Raw genomic sequence first — 16,585 nt, forward strand, 5'->3', positions numbered from 1 at the left:
ATGAATACAACAATCGATATTCAAAAATACAAAGAAGTTATCAGAAACTCAAATCCTATTCGGATATATGGGATGGTGACCCAAGTTATTGGTTTGACAGTAGAATCCTTGGGCCCGGACTCTAAAATTGGTGATCTCTGTTTCATTTATCCAGCTAACGGTAAACAGCCTGTGAAAGCTGAAGTTGTTGGTTTTAAAAATAACCGCGTTTTACTGATGCCTCTAGGTGAACTAGGGGCAATTGGTCCTGGATGTGATGTTATTAATACCGGTTCATCACTTAAGATAAAAGTTGGTCTTCCACTTTTAGGGAGAGTTTTAAATGGTTTGGGGGAACCACTAGACGGAGAAAAGCTCCCACCGGGATTAGCTTACTATCCAACAAATCAATTACCCCCTAATCCATTAACTAGACCACGAATATCTGATCCGATACATCTTGGTATAAGAACAATTGATACACTTTTAACCATAGGTAAAGGCCAAAGGCTAGGGATATTTGCCGGAAGTGGTGTAGGAAAGAGTACCTTGTTAGGAATGATTGCTAGAAACACTTCCGCTGATGTTAATGTTATAGCACTTATCGGTGAACGTGGAAGGGAAGTTAGGGAATTTCTTGAGAGGGATTTAGGTGAGGAAGGGTTAAAAAAATCTGTAGTAGTAGTTGCTACTTCTGATCAGCCTGCATTAGTACGAATAAAAGGTTCAATAATTGCAACAAGTATTGCCGAGTATTTTCGAGATCAAGGTTTAAGTGTTAATTTGATGATGGATTCCCTAACTAGGTTTGCAATGGCACAACGCGAAATTGGTCTAGCCATCGGTGAGCCACCAGCAACTAAGGGTTATACTCCATCAGTGTTTGCGGAGTTACCAAAATTATTAGAACGCTCTGGAACAAATCAATATGGTTCAATTACAGCATTATATACTGTTTTGGTCGATTCTGATGATATGAATGAGCCAATAGCTGACGCAGTTAGAGGTATACTTGATGGACATATCATACTTGATAGAAAAATTGCTCAAAAAGGGCATTACCTTGCAATAGATGTATTACAAAGTGTAAGTCGTGTTATGAAAGATATTGTTTCTAAAGAACATATTAATGCAGCTGAAACTCTTAAGAAATTACTAGCAGCATATAAAGATGCAGAAGATCTGATTAATATTGGTGCTTATAAACGTGGTAGTAATGCGTTGATTGATAAAGCGGTTGAATATTATCCACTTATTTTAGAATTTACAAGACAAGATATTGATGAGACGACAAATTTTGATGAGTCAATTAAACAATTAATCGACACTTTTAAGGAGATTAACGTATGAGTAATTTCAACTTTCCTTTTCAAAAAATATTAGATTTAAAAGAAAAAATGAGGGAACAAGTAGAGTCAAGTTACCTTGAGCTTAACCAACGATTAATTTCTGAAAAGGAAAAGCTAACAGAATTAATTACGAAAAAAAATAAACTTCAAGAAGAATTGTTAACTATTCAATTAAATGGAGCTACAATCGTTGAAATAAATCAATCTCAATCATACATAAATCATATTGAACAACTTATTGCCAGACAGTTAAAAAGCATTGGACAAATAGAAAAGGAAATCCAAAAAAAGCGAAAAGAGCTTATAAAAGTAAAAATTGATGAGAAAAAATGGATAAAGCTCAAAGAAAATAAATGGCAAGATTACATTGATCAAAGTAATAAGTTAGAGCAGAAAGAATTAGACGAGATAGCCATTCAAAGGTTAGCTAGATAATCATTAGCTATGGGAGAGGGGTACGGAGATGCAGTCTAATACAGAAAGAGAATATAGTAAATTGGAATGGATATTTTATATTGTTATCCTTCCAATAATATTTATCTCCATACTTGCTACTACGATATTTTGGTTATTAGATATCGAGGTGAAAGATCAAGTATTACAAACTGTTAATAAGATACCTTATATTGAGAAGTTGATAGATGACCAACAGTTTATCAAAAAGGATTATTTAATTGATAATCCAACTAAAGAACAACTTCAATTTACAGTTAGTGAATTAAAAAAAACATTGAATGAAAAGAATAACTACTTAGCTGATTATGAAAATAAGTTAGCAAAAAAGGATGAAGAAATAAATAGATTAAACCAACAAATTACTGAATTGCAAAGCAAATTAAATGAAAAAAATGTATCGGAGTTATCAAGAGAACAAGAAATTGCGGATCTTGCAAAGGTTTATGCAAATATGAATGTTAAAAATGCTGCAAACATACTATCTGCTTTAAATATCGAAGAAGCAGTTCTCTTATTATCTCAAATGAGTATTGATGCAAAGAGTAGTATATTGGAGAAAATGAGTCCTGAAAATGCTGCTAAACTATCTATTTTGTTAAAAGATCAAAAGTATTCAAAAGATAAGGATATTCAAGCACTCCAATCAAGAATAAATAGTCTTTTAAAAGAGATAAATAATCTCAAAAACAATAATTCGGCAGATAAATCGGATTATCAAGATTTATTAAAAACGTTAGCAAATATGGAACCAAGAAATGCTGCTAATGTTGTATGGTCATTATATTTGCAGGACGAAGTACAAGTCAAAAAAATATTGACCGCGATGGACTCACAAACAAGAGCTAAAATATTAAATGAATTATCTCCCGCAAATGCTGCGGATATTGCAGTATTGCTTGTGGAGTAAAAATATAAAAAATATTTTCGAAAGGGGGTGAAAAAATATGGAACAAACAACAGTTTCAATGACTACCACAACAGCTAGTAATGTAAACAATATGAAAAATTTAAGGACTGATAATCAAAAGAATCTATCTGACTTGGACATAATGACCCAAGAACTGGCTGGATTAAGTTTTTACCAAATATTTAATAATATTTTTATTGATTCTCAAAATGAAACTGATAGTCAAGAAATATTAATGGGGTTGTCAAGTGTCCTTAAAAATAGCGAAAAATCTGATGAGCTATTGACTTGGTTTCAAGGTTTATCACAAGAACAACAAGAAGTTGTTTATCAAATATTAGCTAATATTGATAGTGCTGATTCAATAAATAATTTTTTATCACCTATTAAGGGTAATCAACAGTTAAAGGTTGTGTTAAAAGATCATGAGTTCAAGCTTCGGGGGTTTTGGGATAAATTACAAGAAATGAATATAAACCAAGACCAAGATGATAAATTAGAGTTTCTTCAGAAAGAGCCTATCAAATTATCAAAAAATGTCTCGCTCTTAAAAGAAAAGGACAATACTAAAATTGTTCCAGGTGACAAAGTATTAAATTACCTAAATAATTTATTTGTTGAACAGCATCTATCAGCAGAGCAAGAAGTGGATCAGTTAAAGCAAGGTGGCGTAAAACAAATAGAATTACAGCGGATAGATATTAACCAAGTAGATTTAGCTTCACTCCAATTTCAAAATATTAAACAAATTAAGAGTGAAAACATCAATATAAGTGATGGTTATCAGAACCTGATTAACGTAGAAAATCAGGATTTCACATCTGAGTTAGGTAAAGTTTTAATCAAAAATATTAAAATGCCTAATGGGGTTACTGAAACCAAAATTCAACTTCATCCCGAGGAATTAGGACGAATAAGTGTAAAATTAACAGCTAGTAATGGTCAATTAGCTGCACAAATTATTGCTGATACTTCTCTAGGGAAAGCACTTTTGGAGGGTCAAATACAGCAATTAAAACATTCATTGATACAACAAGGGTATCAGGTTGAAAAGATAGAAGTTTTACAAATGTCATCTTCTTCATCAAGTTACAGTAATAGTAATGGGTTTAATTTTTCGGATAATCAACCGACAAAGCAACAGTATTATGGTCGATCTTCTTATTCTGTACCAACTGTTGATGAAGAAGAAATTTCAGAACAGAACTTATTCAGTTTATCAGGAATTGACTATACTGTTTAAAGGAGTGTGTTAAGTGGAGTTACAAAGTTTAACAAGCACTTCTAGTCAGATTACTAAATCGAATACCAAAATCGATAAAAGTATACTTGGCAAGGATGACTTTCTTAAATTACTCATTGAACAAATGAAGAATCAGGATCCATTAAAACCTTTAAATGACACTGAATTCATCTCCCAAATGGCACAATTTAGCTCACTAGAACAATTAAATAACATAAGTAGTATTAATCAGAGGATTTTAGAAATTCAAGAAGATACAAAAACAACCTTAAATGAACTAAATTCTAATTTAGGTGCTCAACAATTTCTATTAGCTAATTACTCTAATCTTATTGGAAAGATAGGTTATTGGTCTAAAGATGACGGTATTCAAATGAGCGGGATAATTGAGAGTCTTATTTTAAGAGATAATCAAATTTATGCTGTCATAAATGGTGATGAATTAATTATTAGTGATCTTTACCAAGTTAAATAAGGAGTTAAGGTTATGGATCAAACATATAAAGTAGGACATACCTTTTACCCTAAACAAGTCATTAATACAAAAAATAATAGGATCAATAATAGTTCAAGTAGTTTTAATAATATATTTAATGAAAAATTACAGCTTAGTGATTTGCGAGAGGTTAAGTTTAGTAGCCATGCTAAACAGAGGCTAGATAGTAGAGGAATTAAACTAGATTCTACTCAATTATCACAATTGAACCAAGCAGTTCAAAAAGCCGCACAAAAAGGTGCTAAGGATTCATTGATATTGATGCAAAATCTTGCTTTTGTTGTGAGCATAACAAATCGAGTAGTGATCACGACAGTTGATCAAAATTCAATGAAAGATCATGTTTTTACCAATATTGATAGTGCTATAATAGTATAGGCTGGACCCGAAAGGGAGGCCTGACACCGTTGAACGACTGATACGGTGAGAAGGAGGAGATAAATAATGTTACGATCTATGTATTCAGGTATTGCCGGAATGAGAGGATTCCAAACAAAATTAGACGTAATTAGTAACAATGTTGCTAATGTTAATACCATCGGGTTTAAAGCAAGTAGAGTATTGTTTCAAGACATATTAAGTCAAAAGATATCGGGTGTAACTGCCCCGGAAGAGGGAGTAAGGGGGGGAATTAACCCCAAACTTATTGGACTTGGATCTAGTATTTCATCTATTGATACAATACATACTCCAGGAACTTTTATGACAACCAATGTTCCAACCGATTTAGCGATTGAAGGTGATGGATTCTTTGCTGTAGCACCTAATGCCGATGGTGAAGAAATATTATTAACTAGAGCTGGTAATTTCATGCGAGATGCAGTAGGAAATCTAGTAACATCACAAGGATATTTAGTACTTGGAGTTGGTGGTGAGCCCATCAATATTCCAACTGAGGTAGTTGCTTTTAATATTTCCGCTGACGGAAGTATTATCACAACAACTGCTGACGGTGAAACTGAAGTTATTGGGCAATTAGGTTTGGTTAAAGTACAGAATCCTTCTGGTCTTGAAAAGGTTGGGAACTCGTTTTATAAGATGACTTTAAATGCTAATCCTGAAGGTGAGTTAGAAGTTGTGGAACCACAAAATGTTGAAGTTGGCACTGGAAGGATTTTAACCGGACAGCTTGAGATGTCTAACGTTGACTTGACAGCAGAATTAACCGAAATGATTGTTGCTCAAAGGGGATTTCAAGCTAATTCAAGGTCAATCACGACTTCTGATGAAATCCTACAAGAAGTGGTAAATCTTAAGCGATAATAGGTTCATGCTGGGGGGAATTATTTCCCCAGCAATTTTTGAATAAATTCAAGATACTATATTACATTTGGTAGGAGATATTATGATATATGTTAATAGATTAGATGGTAGCGAGTTTGTAATTAACCCGTTATTGATAGAAACGATTGAAAAAACACCGGACACAATTATAACTTTGACAAATGGAAAGAGATATATTGTAAAACAAACATTAGAAGAAATTATCGAACAATTTGAAGCTTTTATCAAACGAACACATTCTTTGAACGTTAATTAAATATAGGAACATTGGAGGGATGATTGTGTTCAAAAATAAATTATTAAACATTTCGTTAATCATTATTATTGCAATCACTTTACTAGGAATTGTAGCCTATTTTCTCTATCAATATATATTTTATGACGTATCACAGCAGGAAGAGGTTCCAATAGAACCAACTATCGATGAAATTATTCCCTTGACCGTCAATGTTCCTAAAATCAGCACTAATCTAGGAGACTCTACAATAATTGTGTTAGAATTAACATTACAAATGGATAATGAAGATGCTAAAATTGAGGCAGAGAAAAGGATGTTTCAGATTAAAGATAGGATTAATTTATACTTAAAAAATTTAACATATGAGTCCTTTTCTACAGAAGAGAAGATTAAAAAGTTTAAGACAAATTTGATAGGTAGGTTAAATAATATTTTACAAGATGGAAAAGTGGTAAATATCGATATTACTCAGTTGTTTTTACAATAATTGGGTACATCCATTGTTTCACTTGTTCTTGAGGTGATAGATTATGACTGAAATACTCTCTCAAAGTGAAATAGATGCCTTATTAGAAGCTTTAACATCTGGAGAAATGAATGCTGAGGATTTGAAAAAAGATGAAGAGATTAAGAAAGTTAAAGTTTATGACTTTAAGCGAGCGTTAAGATTTTCTAAGGACCAAATTCGTAGCTTAACGAGAATTCATGAAAACTTTGCTCGGTTATTGACTACATACTTTTCAGCACAATTAAGAACATTTGTGCAAATTTCTGTTATTTCAGTTGATCAGTTGCCATATGAAGAATTTATACGATCTATTCCCAAAATGACTATATTAAATATCTTTTCTGCACCTCCTTTAGAGGGAAGGATGGTATTAGAGATTAATCCAAACGTAGCTTATACTATGATGGATAGGGTACTAGGTGGACCGGGGATAGCACCTAACAAGATCAGTAATTTGACAGAAATTGAAATGAATATTATGGAAAAAATGTTTACCAATGCTTTAGATAATTTTAAAGAGGCATGGAAGAGTATTATTGATGTTTCGCCTAGATTAGAAGCTATGGAAATGAATCCTCAATTTATGCAAATCGTTTCTCCAAATGAAACAGTTGCTGTTATATCATTTAACACAAAGATCGGAGATACGACTGGAATGATTAATTTATGTATTCCTCACGTCGTGCTAGAACCCGTGATACCAAAATTAACAGCACACCATTGGTTCTCTCAACAGAAAAAAGAGATTGGTTCTGAAGATTATCAATATCTTAAAAATCGTATTCAATCAGCTTCACTTCCTATCTCTGTACTGTTAGGAACATCAAATATTACTGTCTCCGAATTTCTTTCATTGTCAGTTGGAGATATAGTACAACTTGATAACAAGGTTGGAGAGCCTTTAGTAGCAATAGTAGGTAATGAACCTAAATATAAAGTTATTCCAGGATCAATAAAAGGAAAACTTGCTGTTCAGGTTACAGACTTTATTGAGGAAGGAGCTGAATTTTGTGAATAAAGATATGCTTTCTCAGGATGAAATAGATGCCCTATTAAGACAAAATGATTTGAGCAAAGATGAAGAGGATGAGATAAATCTTGATCATTATTTATCTCCCTTTGAACAGGATGCATTGGGAGAAATTGGTAATATATCTTTTGGCAGTGCATCGACTGCCTTATCACAACTATTAGGTCAAAAAGTAGAAATAACTACACCTGTAGTTTCTGCTATCTACACTAAGGACTTACCTGAAAAATTTCCAAATCCACATGTTGCAATACACGTAAATTATACCGAAGGATTTGAGGGAACCAACCTCTTTGTCTTAAAATCTAAGGATGCTAAAATAATAGCTGATTTAATGCTTGGGGGAACTGGTAAGGATCTATTAGGTGATGAGTTATCAGAAATGGATGTTAGTGCTGTTCAAGAAGCGATGAACCAAATGATGGGTTCGGCAGCGACATCAATGTCTACGATTTTTAATACTGTAGTCAACATTTCTCCTCCAGGAGTAGATATTCTAGATATTGTTCAGGGTAAAGGTCAGGATGTAATTCCAGATGAAGAGGTAATTATTGTTGTTTCATTTAAAATGAAGATAGGTGACTTGGTTGATTCCAATTTGATGCAGTTGATAACTGTACCATTTGCTAAAAAAATGATTGAGAAGCTAATGGGTACATCAACAACTTCAGATGATTTGGATTCTGCTAATTATTCACCAGAAGAAAGTGAAATGGTACATAACACGCATTCGGCAAGCGCTATAAATACTAGGCCAGAACAATATCCAATACAAAATCACCAACTTGATACCAATTCTTCAAATCAATTCAATACTCAAAAGGTAAATGTTCAACCGGCTCAGTTTTCGGAATTTGATGTTCAATCTAATGTGAAAAATCATGATCCAAACTTAGGTCTATTGATGGACATTCCATTACAGATTACTGTTGAGCTAGGAAGAACTAAAAAACTTATTAAGGAAATATTAGAATTGTCCTCTGGTTCTATAATTGAGTTAGACAAACTAGCTGGTGAACCAGTAGATATATTCGCAAATAATAAGTTAATTGCTAAAGGTGAAGTAGTAGTTATTGATGAGAATTTTGGTGTTAGAATTACTGATATAATTAGTCAGATTGATAGAGTTCAAAAATTACAATAAATTTATATAAAATATGATTTTTGAAAGGGGAATTTATCATGGGAAAATCAATTTTAGTTGTAGATGACGCGGCATTTATGAGAATGATGATTAAGGAGATATTAACAAAAAATGGTTATGAAGTTGTTGGTGAAGCTGGAGATGGAGCTGAAGCCATTGAAAAATATAAAGAGTTAAAACCTGATTTAGTAACAATGGATATTACAATGCCAGAAAAGGATGGTATTGAGGCATTAAAGGAAATTAAGCAGCTAGATCCAAATGCTAAAGTGATTATGTGTTCAGCTATGGGACAACAAGCGATGGTTATTGATGCTATAACTGCGGGAGCGAAGGATTTTATTGTAAAACCTTTTCAAGCGGATCGGGTAATCGAGGCAATATCTAAGGCTTTAGGTTAAGGAAGTTTATAGTATGTTGTATATTAGAGTTATTTTATCTTTAGTCTCAATTTTAATTCTAATCTATGTAATTACATGGGCCTTATCAAAAAAAAAGAAATTAAACCAAGTAGGTAATTTCACTCATTTAGGCGCAATTCCTCTTGGACCAAATAAAACAATTCAAGTAGTTGAAATCGGAAACAAAATTTATATATTGGGTGTGGGAGAAGATGTTAGACTAATTCAAATTATCGAGGAGAATGAGGATATTAAGGCAATTAAGAAAGTTGCTGATATCCAACCTAACCGAATCCCGTGGCTAAGGAATATTTCTATAAAGAAAAAAGGTTTAAATGATGAAAATTATTTTGAAAGAGAATTGGCTGAAAAAATCGAACAGCTGAAAGTAAAACGAATCCAATCCGTTAACAAGTTGTTTGATCTAAAAGATGAAAAACGAGGAATAAGTGATCAACATGAAGAGGTTTAAGGTTTTACTCATAATTGGACTATTAATCATTCTATCACCTAGTTTGGTGCATGCTGAAGAAAATCTAATACTACCAGGTTTTAACTTTCAAGTTGATACTTCAGATAGTCCCGATGATGTATTTACAACTTTACAGATAGTAATATTACTTACTATATTATCTCTAGCGCCAGGTATTTTGATATTAATGACTAGTTTTACGAGAATCGTAATAGTACTGTCTTTTGTAAGAAACGCCTTAGCCACTCAACAAATGCCACCAAATCAGGTGATTATCGGATTAGCATTATTTTTAACTTTTTTTGTCATGGGACCAACATTTAGCGAAGTAAACCAAAATGCCCTACAACCCTATCTAGCTGGTGAAATAACTCAGGAAACAGCTTTAGATGAAGCAGTAATGCCTTTTAAAAATTTTATGATTAAACAAACTCGGGAAAAAGATTTATTATTGTTTATGAATTATTCACAGATTGATAAACCAAAAAATGTAAACGATCTTCCTTTGAATATTTTGGTACCAGCTTTTGCGATTAGTGAGCTAAAAACAGCATTTCAAATGGGATTTATGATCTTCATACCTTTTTTAATCATAGACATGGTGGTTTCTAGTACTTTAATGGCAATGGGTATGGTGATGCTACCACCAGTAATGATATCATTGCCGTTTAAAATTTTACTTTTTATCATGGTAGATGGTTGGTATTTAGTAGTAAAATCTTTGCTAGAAAGTTTTCACTAGGAGAATAAATTATGTCACAAAATTTCGTACTTAGTATATTAGAACAAGCAATTTACACGATTCTTATTGTTTCAGCTCCGATACTTGGATTAGGGCTGTTAGTAGGATTATTGGTAAGTATCTTTCAAGCAACGACCCAAATCCAAGAACAAACTCTAGCATTTATCCCTAAAATTATTGTTGTTTTATTAGCGATCATCATCTTTGGTCCCTGGATGCTCTCTTATCTAATAGATTTTACCGAGTCAATTTTTAGTCAAATTAGTTCACTTAAATAGCTGGTGAAGCTCATGATAGATATTACGAATGTTTTCATCTTCTTTTTAATACTAACACGAATAACTTCTTTTTTTGTGAGTGTACCAATCTTTTCAGCAAAAGGAGTTCCAGCTCAATATAAAATAGGATTAAGTTTTTTTATGGCATTGCTGCTATTTCCTAGCATCAACCAAAATTTCATTTCTGATTTCTCATATCAAGATGGGATATATATATATTATCTCATTCAAGAGACGTTGATGGGGATAGCATTAGGGTGGATAGTTCAGCTAATATTTTCTAGTATTCAAATAGCTGGTATTTTTATCGACTTACAGAATGGATTTGGATTAGCTAATATTATTGATCCACAAACTGGTATCCAGAGTCCTTTATCAGGTAATTTTATGTATACATTCGCTATTTTACTCTTTTTGTCGATTGATGGGCACCACAATCTTATAGACGGGATATTGTCTAGTTATAAAATAATCCCATTATCTAGGGAATGGATAGGGCAATTGAACAACCAATCGACGATAGATTTTATACTGTATCTCTTTTCAGAGATGTTTGTAATTGCCTTTAAAATCGCTTCTCCAATTGTCGTATCATTACTGTTAGCTGATATCGCGTTAGGAATAATAGCTAGGACAGTTCCACAGTTAAACGTATTTGTTGTGGGATTACCAATGAAGATTTTGATCTATTTTATTTTAATGTTATTGGTCGCTCCAGGCTTTATTTACATGTTCAAGGAAGTTTTCAAACAGATGATTATTGCAATGAAACAATTTATGGACTTAATGGGGTATTAAGATGGCAGTATTACGGATGAATCTGCAATATTTTGCAGGTGAGAAAACAGAGAAGGCTACTCCTAGGAAAAGACAAGAATCTAGGAAAAAAGGTCAAGTTGCCAAAACTAATGAACTACCATCTGCAATTATCTTTTTGCTTATATTTATTATGTTCTTTCTATTAGGTCCATATCTAGCAAAAAATATTATAAATCTTTACTATAAAGTATTTGACCAATATCTCATATGGGAAGTAACCCCTTCTAATATTAGGATACTATTTTTAGAATTTATTGCAGACTTAGTATGGATCATATTACCGATCTTTATTGTGGCGTTTATCGGTGGATTATTAGGTAATTTGGTTCAAATTGGCTTTTTATTTACCAGTGAGCCTCTTAAAATAAAATTTGAAAGATTAAATCCGATTGAAGGTGCAAAACGCATCTTCTCTTTGAAGAGTTTAGTTGAAATGACTAAATCAATATTAAAGATAATATTTGTTGGTTACATAGCTTACTCAGTTTTATTAGATGAAAAAGATAATCTACTGTCGTTATACTATTATGATTTAACTGAAATCATTGTGTTTATTGGAAATTTACTGATAGAACTTGGTTTAAAAACTTCCCTTCTTTTGATTGTATTATCTTTATTTGATTATCTATACAAAAAATATGAATATGAGAAGAATATTAGGATGTCAAAGCAGGATATAAAGGATGAATATAAGAAAACAGAAGGGGATCCGTTAATCAAGGGTAAAATTAAAGAAAAGCAAAGACAAATGGCGATGAGTAGAATGATGCAGGCGGTCCCTGAAGCTGATGTTATTATTACCAACCCAACTCATTTTGCTATTGCCATTTCCTATAAGCCAGAAGAGATGGAGGCTCCAATGGTTTTGGCTAAAGGGATGGATTATATAGCATTAAAAATAAAAGAATTAGCAAAAGAACATCAAATCGCTACCGTTGAAAATAAGTGGTTAGCTAGAACTCTGTACCATCAAGTAGAAATAGGAGAATCAGTCCCTGAGGAATTATATCATGCTGTAGCGGAAGTATTGGCATATGTTTATCGAGTCAAAGGGTTAAAAAAACAATCATGAGATCTGAGGGTGAAATCAGGTGAATGTTAATTTATTAAAACAATTTGTAGTTCCAGTATTTGTCGTACTAATCGTAGTAATGATGGTGCTTCCTTTATCTCCAGGATTATTAAGTTTTTTACTAATAATCAATATATCTTTAGCTTTAACAATATTGTTAGTAGCAATGGTTATCAATGAATCTTTACAATTTTCTGTTTTTCCATCACTATTATTATTAACGACTTTGTTTCGACTCTCCCTGAATGTCTCAACCACTAGATCAATTCTTACTAATGCAAATGCAGGTGATGTTATTGAGACATTTGGAGAATTTGTTGTTGGTGGAGATCCTGTTGTGGGTTTTATCGTTTTTATCATTCTAGTAGTAATTAACTTTGTTGTAATTACTAAGGGTTCTGAGCGTGTTGCTGAGGTAGCCGCTCGTTTTACATTAGATGCGATGCCTGGTAAACAGATGAGTATCGATGCAGATTTAAATGCAGGAATGATAAACGAACAAGAAGCTAGGGAAAGAAGACGTAATATCGAAAGGGAAGCGGACTTTTATGGAGCTATGGATGGTGCTAGTAAGTTTGTAAAGGGAGATGCAATTGCGGGAATTGTTATCTTGCTTATTAATGTTATTGGCGGACTTATTATTGGTGTTACCAAGTTTGACTACTCGATAAGCGAATCTGCCTCTATATTTACGATTCTATCGGTAGGGGATGGACTGGTAAGTCAGATTCCGGCACTATTGATATCTACTGCTACGGCAATAATTGTAACCCGTGCTGCTTCTGATGGTAGTTTGAGTGAAGATGTCACTAAGCAGATGTTTTCTTTTCCGAAGTTACTTTATATTGTCGCAGGCACAATCGCTATCCTTGGACTATTCACTCCAATCAAGCCAATTACTACAATGCCAATAGCTGCTGTACTATTTTTTGGTGGTTACAAGATACAACAAACTCAGGTTCAAGAGCAGGTTATTGCTGAACAGATGGAAGAGGAGCAGGAATTAGAACATGTTAGAAGTCCCGAAAATGTTACACAATTATTACAGGTTGATCCAATAGAATTTGAGTTTGGTTATGGATTAATTCCCTTAGCCGATGCCAATAGGGGTGGAGACTTATTAGACCGTGTTATCATGATAAGAAAACAGATAGCACTTGAGCTAGGTTTAATGGTTCCTGTTATCAGAATTCGTGATAATATTCAATTAACCCCTAATCAATATATAATTAAGATCAAGGGAAATAAGGTAGCTGAAGGCGAAATTTTCTTAGATCACTATTTAGCTATGAACTCTGGGGTAGAAGATGAGTCAATAACAGGGATTGAAACGGTTGAACCAGCTTTTGGATTACCTGCACTCTGGGTCAATGAAGAAAATAAAGAAAAAGCGGAGATGTCTGGATACACTGTTGTTGATGCACCGTCAGTGGTTGCTACCCATCTAACAGAAGTTATTAAAAGGCATTCCTTTGAGTTACTAGGACGTCAAGAGGTAAAGACTTTGATAGACAATCTCAAAGAGACGCAACCTGCACTAATAGAAGAATTAACTCCAAACTTATTGTCTTTAGGTGAAATTCAAAAAGTGTTAGCTAATCTTTTGAAGGAAAAAGTCTCAATTCGTAATTTAGTTACAATATTTGAAACACTAGCAGATAATGCTATTTATACAAAAGATCCTGCTGTTTTAACTGAATATGTAAGACAAGCACTATCTAGGCAGTTAACACAACAATATACTGAACCTAACCAACCATTGAAAGTAATTACGATCGGACCATCTTTTGAGAAGAAAATAGCTGAAAGTGTTCAACATTCTGAGCAGGGAAGTTATTTAAGTATGGATCCTAATACAACTCAAATTATTTATCGTAATTTGAGTGATGAGGTTAATCGATTATCGCAGATGGGGTTACAGCCGATCATTTTGACATCTCCCGTTACAAGGATGTACTTAAGACAGTTAATTGAAAAATCCATGCCTGATGTGCCAGTATTGTCTTTTAATGAATTAGAACCATATGTGGAAGTACAGAGTGTAGGAGTGGTGAACATATAATGAAGGTAAAAAAGTACGTAGTTGATTCTCTGCCAAATGCAGTTGCTCAAATAAAAAAGGATTTGGGAAATGATGCAGTCATTTTACAAACCAAAAAGATTAAAGTTGGTGGTATTCTTGGCTTATTTGGTAAGAAAAAAATTGAAGTGATTGCTGCCACAGATTCAAATGTGTCTAAGCCTATTAATTCTGCTAAACAGCTCACTCAGTATAGACAAGAATTTCAACCTAATCAAGGGTCAAATTCTAATCCGGAATTAAACAATAAATCTGATTTAAATATCATTAGTAAATCTACTCCAAATCCACAAACATTTAATTATGGTTCTAATAGTAAGATGGGAAAAGAAGACAATGTTGCAACGATAAAAGAAGAAGTCAGTGAATTAAAAAATTTAATGATAAAGATGATGATTAACAATCAAGATAGTGATAATAATTCTTTTTCTTTTAGTAAGGAATATAGGTCAGTATATAAACGTCTAATTAGTCAAGGGGTAGACGAGAATATTGCTATAAACATCATCGAACAAGTGATTTCAAACTCCAATGGTAGAATTGATGAAATTGATGTTATAAACGGCTTAAAACAAGAGATCACCAAGCGTTTCATGGTAAGTGCAACCGATAGAGAGATTGGCCATAATACTAAAGTTGTCAGTTTTGTTGGACCTACGGGTGTTGGTAAAACAACTACAATTGCCAAATTGGCTGCTGAGAGTGTTTTGAAGCACAAAAAAAGGATTGCGTTTATAACAGCAGATACTTATCGTATTGGTGCAATTGACCAATTAAGAATATATGCAGAAATCTTAAATGCTCCAGTAGAAGTTGTTAATTCTCCTCAAGATACAGAAAGGGCTATTGAAAGACTTCAAAATTATGATCTTATTTTTTTAGATACTGCTGGTAGGAATTACAATAATGAAATGTTTATTTCTGAACTGAATAATATTTTGACTTGTTCAGTGGCTAGTGAAACTTTTCTTGTTTTGAGTTTAACCCACAAATATGGGGATATGTTATCAATATTAGAAAAGTTTAAAAGAGTAGACATCGATAAATTAGTTTTTACCAAGTTTGACGAAACATCAACTTATGGGTCGATATTAAATATAATCTCAAAGTTTCCATATAAACTTTCATATATAACTTATGGACAAAATGTTCCTGATGATATTGAAATATTTAATATCGAAAAAGTAACCAGTGCTATTTTAGGGGGGTAATTTATTGTATGAAATTTGACCAAGCATCAGATTTAAGAAAGAAAATAGCATTAACACATCAGGAAAAATCCCCCACAAAGATTATAACCATTACTAGTGGTAAGGGCGGAGTAGGAAAATCTAATTTTACCTTAAATTTTGCCTTTGCTTTATTGGAAAAGGGTCACAGAGTAATGATTTTAGATGCAGATATTGGTTTTGCTAATATCGATGTATTATTAGGTATAGCACCCAAGTATACGTTACTAGATATGTTGAATAATCACTTAGAAATATCAGAAATAATTGAAAAAGGTCCAAATGGATTAGAATTTATTTCAGGGGGTTCTGACTTAAATAATATTTTTAACATTACAAAGAATAAACTTCCTTATCTGTTTAATCAACTTTCACTTTTAAATGGTAAAATTGACTATTTACTTATTGATACTGGCGCAGGAATAAATGAAGGATCAAAAAAAATTATCCTTTCGTCCGATGATATATTCCTAGTTACAACTACAGAACCTACATCAATAACGGATTCGTATGCAATGATAAAATGGATGATTTCTGAAAAAAAAGATATTAAAATTAATTTAATCATTAATCAGATTGCCAATGAGAGAGAAGGAAACAGTACAGCCAATAGAATAAAAAAAGTAACTGAAAGGTTCCTAGATTATAGTGTTAATATTTTAGGTTTTATACATAGCGATGATACAGTATCAAAAGCTGTAAAAAAACAAGAGCCATTTTATCTATCTTATCCGAACTCTAGAGTTTCTAAAAATATAAGAACACTGGTAGATAAATATACTACTTCAAAAGATGGTCAATATTCGACTGGTATTACCGCCTTTCTAGAAAAAATGACTCTTTGGCTTCTAAGATAGA

At 32.8% G+C, this 16,585-nt stretch carries 20 protein-coding genes; all 20 read left to right on the forward strand.

Annotated features, from left to right (window positions below):
- Entirely contained in the window at window positions 1-1,329 is a 1,329-nt protein-coding gene (fliI, locus tag BHF71_RS00390; RefSeq protein ID WP_069655715.1) for a flagellar protein export ATPase FliI, read from the forward strand.
- Window positions 1,326-1,763, forward strand: coding sequence for a flagellar export protein FliJ (gene fliJ, locus BHF71_RS00395; RefSeq protein ID WP_069655716.1), 438 nt, complete (start codon window positions 1,326-1,328; stop codon window positions 1,761-1,763). Before fliI ends, fliJ begins: the two co-directional genes overlap by 4 nt.
- Before the next feature lie 28 nt (window positions 1,764-1,791).
- Window positions 1,792-2,691, forward strand: coding sequence for a magnesium transporter MgtE N-terminal domain-containing protein (locus tag BHF71_RS00400; RefSeq protein WP_069655717.1), 900 nt, complete (start codon window positions 1,792-1,794; stop codon window positions 2,689-2,691).
- Between the two features lie 37 nt (window positions 2,692-2,728).
- Window positions 2,729-3,934, forward strand: a complete 1,206-nt coding sequence (locus BHF71_RS00405) for a flagellar hook-length control protein FliK (RefSeq protein WP_069655718.1) — start codon at window positions 2,729-2,731, stop codon at window positions 3,932-3,934.
- 13 nt (window positions 3,935-3,947) lie between these two features.
- Window positions 3,948-4,409: a flagellar hook capping FlgD N-terminal domain-containing protein gene (locus tag BHF71_RS00410; protein ID WP_069655719.1), complete on the forward strand. Its 462-nt coding sequence runs from the start codon at window positions 3,948-3,950 to the stop codon at window positions 4,407-4,409.
- 12 nt (window positions 4,410-4,421) lie between these two features.
- Window positions 4,422-4,808, forward strand: coding sequence for a TIGR02530 family flagellar biosynthesis protein (locus tag BHF71_RS00415; protein WP_069655720.1), 387 nt, complete (start codon window positions 4,422-4,424; stop codon window positions 4,806-4,808).
- A 66-nt stretch (window positions 4,809-4,874) separates the two neighbouring features.
- Window positions 4,875-5,693, forward strand: a complete 819-nt coding sequence (gene flgG / locus BHF71_RS00420) for a flagellar basal body rod protein FlgG (RefSeq protein WP_069655721.1) — start codon at window positions 4,875-4,877, stop codon at window positions 5,691-5,693.
- Between the two features lie 82 nt (window positions 5,694-5,775).
- Window positions 5,776-5,970, forward strand: coding sequence for a flagellar FlbD family protein (locus tag BHF71_RS00425; protein ID WP_069655722.1), 195 nt, complete (start codon window positions 5,776-5,778; stop codon window positions 5,968-5,970).
- Between the two features lie 25 nt (window positions 5,971-5,995).
- Window positions 5,996-6,439, forward strand: coding sequence for a flagellar basal body-associated FliL family protein (locus BHF71_RS00430; protein ID WP_069655723.1), 444 nt, complete (start codon window positions 5,996-5,998; stop codon window positions 6,437-6,439).
- A 43-nt stretch (window positions 6,440-6,482) separates the two neighbouring features.
- Window positions 6,483-7,478: a flagellar motor switch protein FliM gene (gene fliM / locus BHF71_RS00435; protein ID WP_069655724.1), complete on the forward strand. Its 996-nt coding sequence runs from the start codon at window positions 6,483-6,485 to the stop codon at window positions 7,476-7,478.
- Window positions 7,471-8,634: a flagellar motor switch phosphatase FliY gene (fliY, locus tag BHF71_RS00440; RefSeq protein WP_245683794.1), complete on the forward strand. Its 1,164-nt coding sequence runs from the start codon at window positions 7,471-7,473 to the stop codon at window positions 8,632-8,634. Before fliM ends, fliY begins: the two co-directional genes overlap by 8 nt.
- Before the next feature lie 38 nt (window positions 8,635-8,672).
- Window positions 8,673-9,035: a response regulator gene (locus BHF71_RS00445; RefSeq protein WP_069655725.1), complete on the forward strand. Its 363-nt coding sequence runs from the start codon at window positions 8,673-8,675 to the stop codon at window positions 9,033-9,035.
- 13 nt (window positions 9,036-9,048) lie between these two features.
- Window positions 9,049-9,507 carry a flagellar biosynthetic protein FliO gene (locus BHF71_RS00450; RefSeq protein WP_069655726.1) on the forward strand — a complete coding sequence of 153 codons (459 nt, stop codon included), beginning with the start codon at window positions 9,049-9,051 and terminating at the stop codon, window positions 9,505-9,507.
- Window positions 9,494-10,249, forward strand: a complete 756-nt coding sequence (fliP, locus tag BHF71_RS00455; protein ID WP_069655727.1) for a flagellar type III secretion system pore protein FliP — start codon at window positions 9,494-9,496, stop codon at window positions 10,247-10,249. Before BHF71_RS00450 ends, fliP begins: the two co-directional genes overlap by 14 nt.
- Before the next feature lie 11 nt (window positions 10,250-10,260).
- The gene (gene fliQ, locus BHF71_RS00460; protein ID WP_069655728.1) at window positions 10,261-10,527 is read left to right on the forward strand and encodes a flagellar biosynthesis protein FliQ; all 267 of its coding nucleotides are present in this window, start codon (window positions 10,261-10,263) and stop codon (window positions 10,525-10,527) included.
- Between the two features lie 12 nt (window positions 10,528-10,539).
- Window positions 10,540-11,325 (forward strand): flagellar biosynthetic protein FliR, encoded by a 786-nt coding sequence (gene fliR / locus BHF71_RS00465; RefSeq protein ID WP_069655729.1) that lies wholly within the window; start codon window positions 10,540-10,542, stop codon window positions 11,323-11,325.
- A 1-nt stretch (window position 11,326) separates the two neighbouring features.
- Window positions 11,327-12,418, forward strand: coding sequence for a flagellar biosynthesis protein FlhB (gene flhB / locus BHF71_RS00470; RefSeq protein ID WP_069655730.1), 1,092 nt, complete (start codon window positions 11,327-11,329; stop codon window positions 12,416-12,418).
- A gap of 79 nt (window positions 12,419-12,497) precedes the next feature.
- Window positions 12,498-14,480, forward strand: a complete 1,983-nt coding sequence (gene flhA, locus BHF71_RS00475) for a flagellar biosynthesis protein FlhA (RefSeq protein WP_069655801.1) — start codon at window positions 12,498-12,500, stop codon at window positions 14,478-14,480.
- The gene (flhF, locus tag BHF71_RS00480; RefSeq protein ID WP_069655731.1) at window positions 14,480-15,709 is read left to right on the forward strand and encodes a flagellar biosynthesis GTPase FlhF; all 1,230 of its coding nucleotides are present in this window, start codon (window positions 14,480-14,482) and stop codon (window positions 15,707-15,709) included. Before flhA ends, flhF begins: the two co-directional genes overlap by 1 nt.
- Before the next feature lie 8 nt (window positions 15,710-15,717).
- Window positions 15,718-16,584 carry a MinD/ParA family protein gene (locus tag BHF71_RS00485; RefSeq protein WP_069655732.1) on the forward strand — a complete coding sequence of 289 codons (867 nt, stop codon included), beginning with the start codon at window positions 15,718-15,720 and terminating at the stop codon, window positions 16,582-16,584.
- Window position 16,585 lies beyond the last annotated feature (1 nt).

Origin of the sequence: Vulcanibacillus modesticaldus, from assembly GCF_001730235.1 — a bacterium.
Taxonomy (GTDB): Bacteria; Bacillota; Bacilli; order Tepidibacillales; family Tepidibacillaceae; genus Vulcanibacillus; species Vulcanibacillus modesticaldus.

What these genes read in the sequence shown, in the direction of transcription:
- fliI (WP_069655715.1), top strand. Translation starts at nt 1, where the DNA reads ATGAATACAACAATCGATATTCAAAAATACAAAGAAGTTATCAGAAAC.
- fliJ (WP_069655716.1), top strand. Translation starts at nt 1,326, where the DNA reads ATGAGTAATTTCAACTTTCCTTTTCAAAAAATATTAGATTTAAAAGAA.
- BHF71_RS00400 (WP_069655717.1), top strand. Translation starts at nt 1,792, where the DNA reads ATGCAGTCTAATACAGAAAGAGAATATAGTAAATTGGAATGGATATTT.
- BHF71_RS00405 (WP_069655718.1), top strand. Translation starts at nt 2,729, where the DNA reads ATGGAACAAACAACAGTTTCAATGACTACCACAACAGCTAGTAATGTA.
- BHF71_RS00415 (WP_069655720.1), top strand. Translation starts at nt 4,422, where the DNA reads ATGGATCAAACATATAAAGTAGGACATACCTTTTACCCTAAACAAGTC.
- flgG (WP_069655721.1), top strand. Translation starts at nt 4,875, where the DNA reads ATGTTACGATCTATGTATTCAGGTATTGCCGGAATGAGAGGATTCCAA.
- BHF71_RS00425 (WP_069655722.1), top strand. Translation starts at nt 5,776, where the DNA reads ATGATATATGTTAATAGATTAGATGGTAGCGAGTTTGTAATTAACCCG.
- fliM (WP_069655724.1), top strand. Translation starts at nt 6,483, where the DNA reads ATGACTGAAATACTCTCTCAAAGTGAAATAGATGCCTTATTAGAAGCT.
- BHF71_RS00445 (WP_069655725.1), top strand. Translation starts at nt 8,673, where the DNA reads ATGGGAAAATCAATTTTAGTTGTAGATGACGCGGCATTTATGAGAATG.
- BHF71_RS00450 (WP_069655726.1), top strand. Translation starts at nt 9,049, where the DNA reads ATGTTGTATATTAGAGTTATTTTATCTTTAGTCTCAATTTTAATTCTA.
- fliP (WP_069655727.1), top strand. Translation starts at nt 9,494, where the DNA reads ATGAAGAGGTTTAAGGTTTTACTCATAATTGGACTATTAATCATTCTA.
- fliQ (WP_069655728.1), top strand. Translation starts at nt 10,261, where the DNA reads ATGTCACAAAATTTCGTACTTAGTATATTAGAACAAGCAATTTACACG.
- fliR (WP_069655729.1), top strand. Translation starts at nt 10,540, where the DNA reads ATGATAGATATTACGAATGTTTTCATCTTCTTTTTAATACTAACACGA.
- flhB (WP_069655730.1), top strand. Translation starts at nt 11,327, where the DNA reads ATGGCAGTATTACGGATGAATCTGCAATATTTTGCAGGTGAGAAAACA.
- flhA (WP_069655801.1), top strand. Translation starts at nt 12,498, where the DNA reads ATGATGGTGCTTCCTTTATCTCCAGGATTATTAAGTTTTTTACTAATA.
- flhF (WP_069655731.1), top strand. Translation starts at nt 14,480, where the DNA reads ATGAAGGTAAAAAAGTACGTAGTTGATTCTCTGCCAAATGCAGTTGCT.
- BHF71_RS00485 (WP_069655732.1), top strand. Translation starts at nt 15,718, where the DNA reads ATGAAATTTGACCAAGCATCAGATTTAAGAAAGAAAATAGCATTAACA.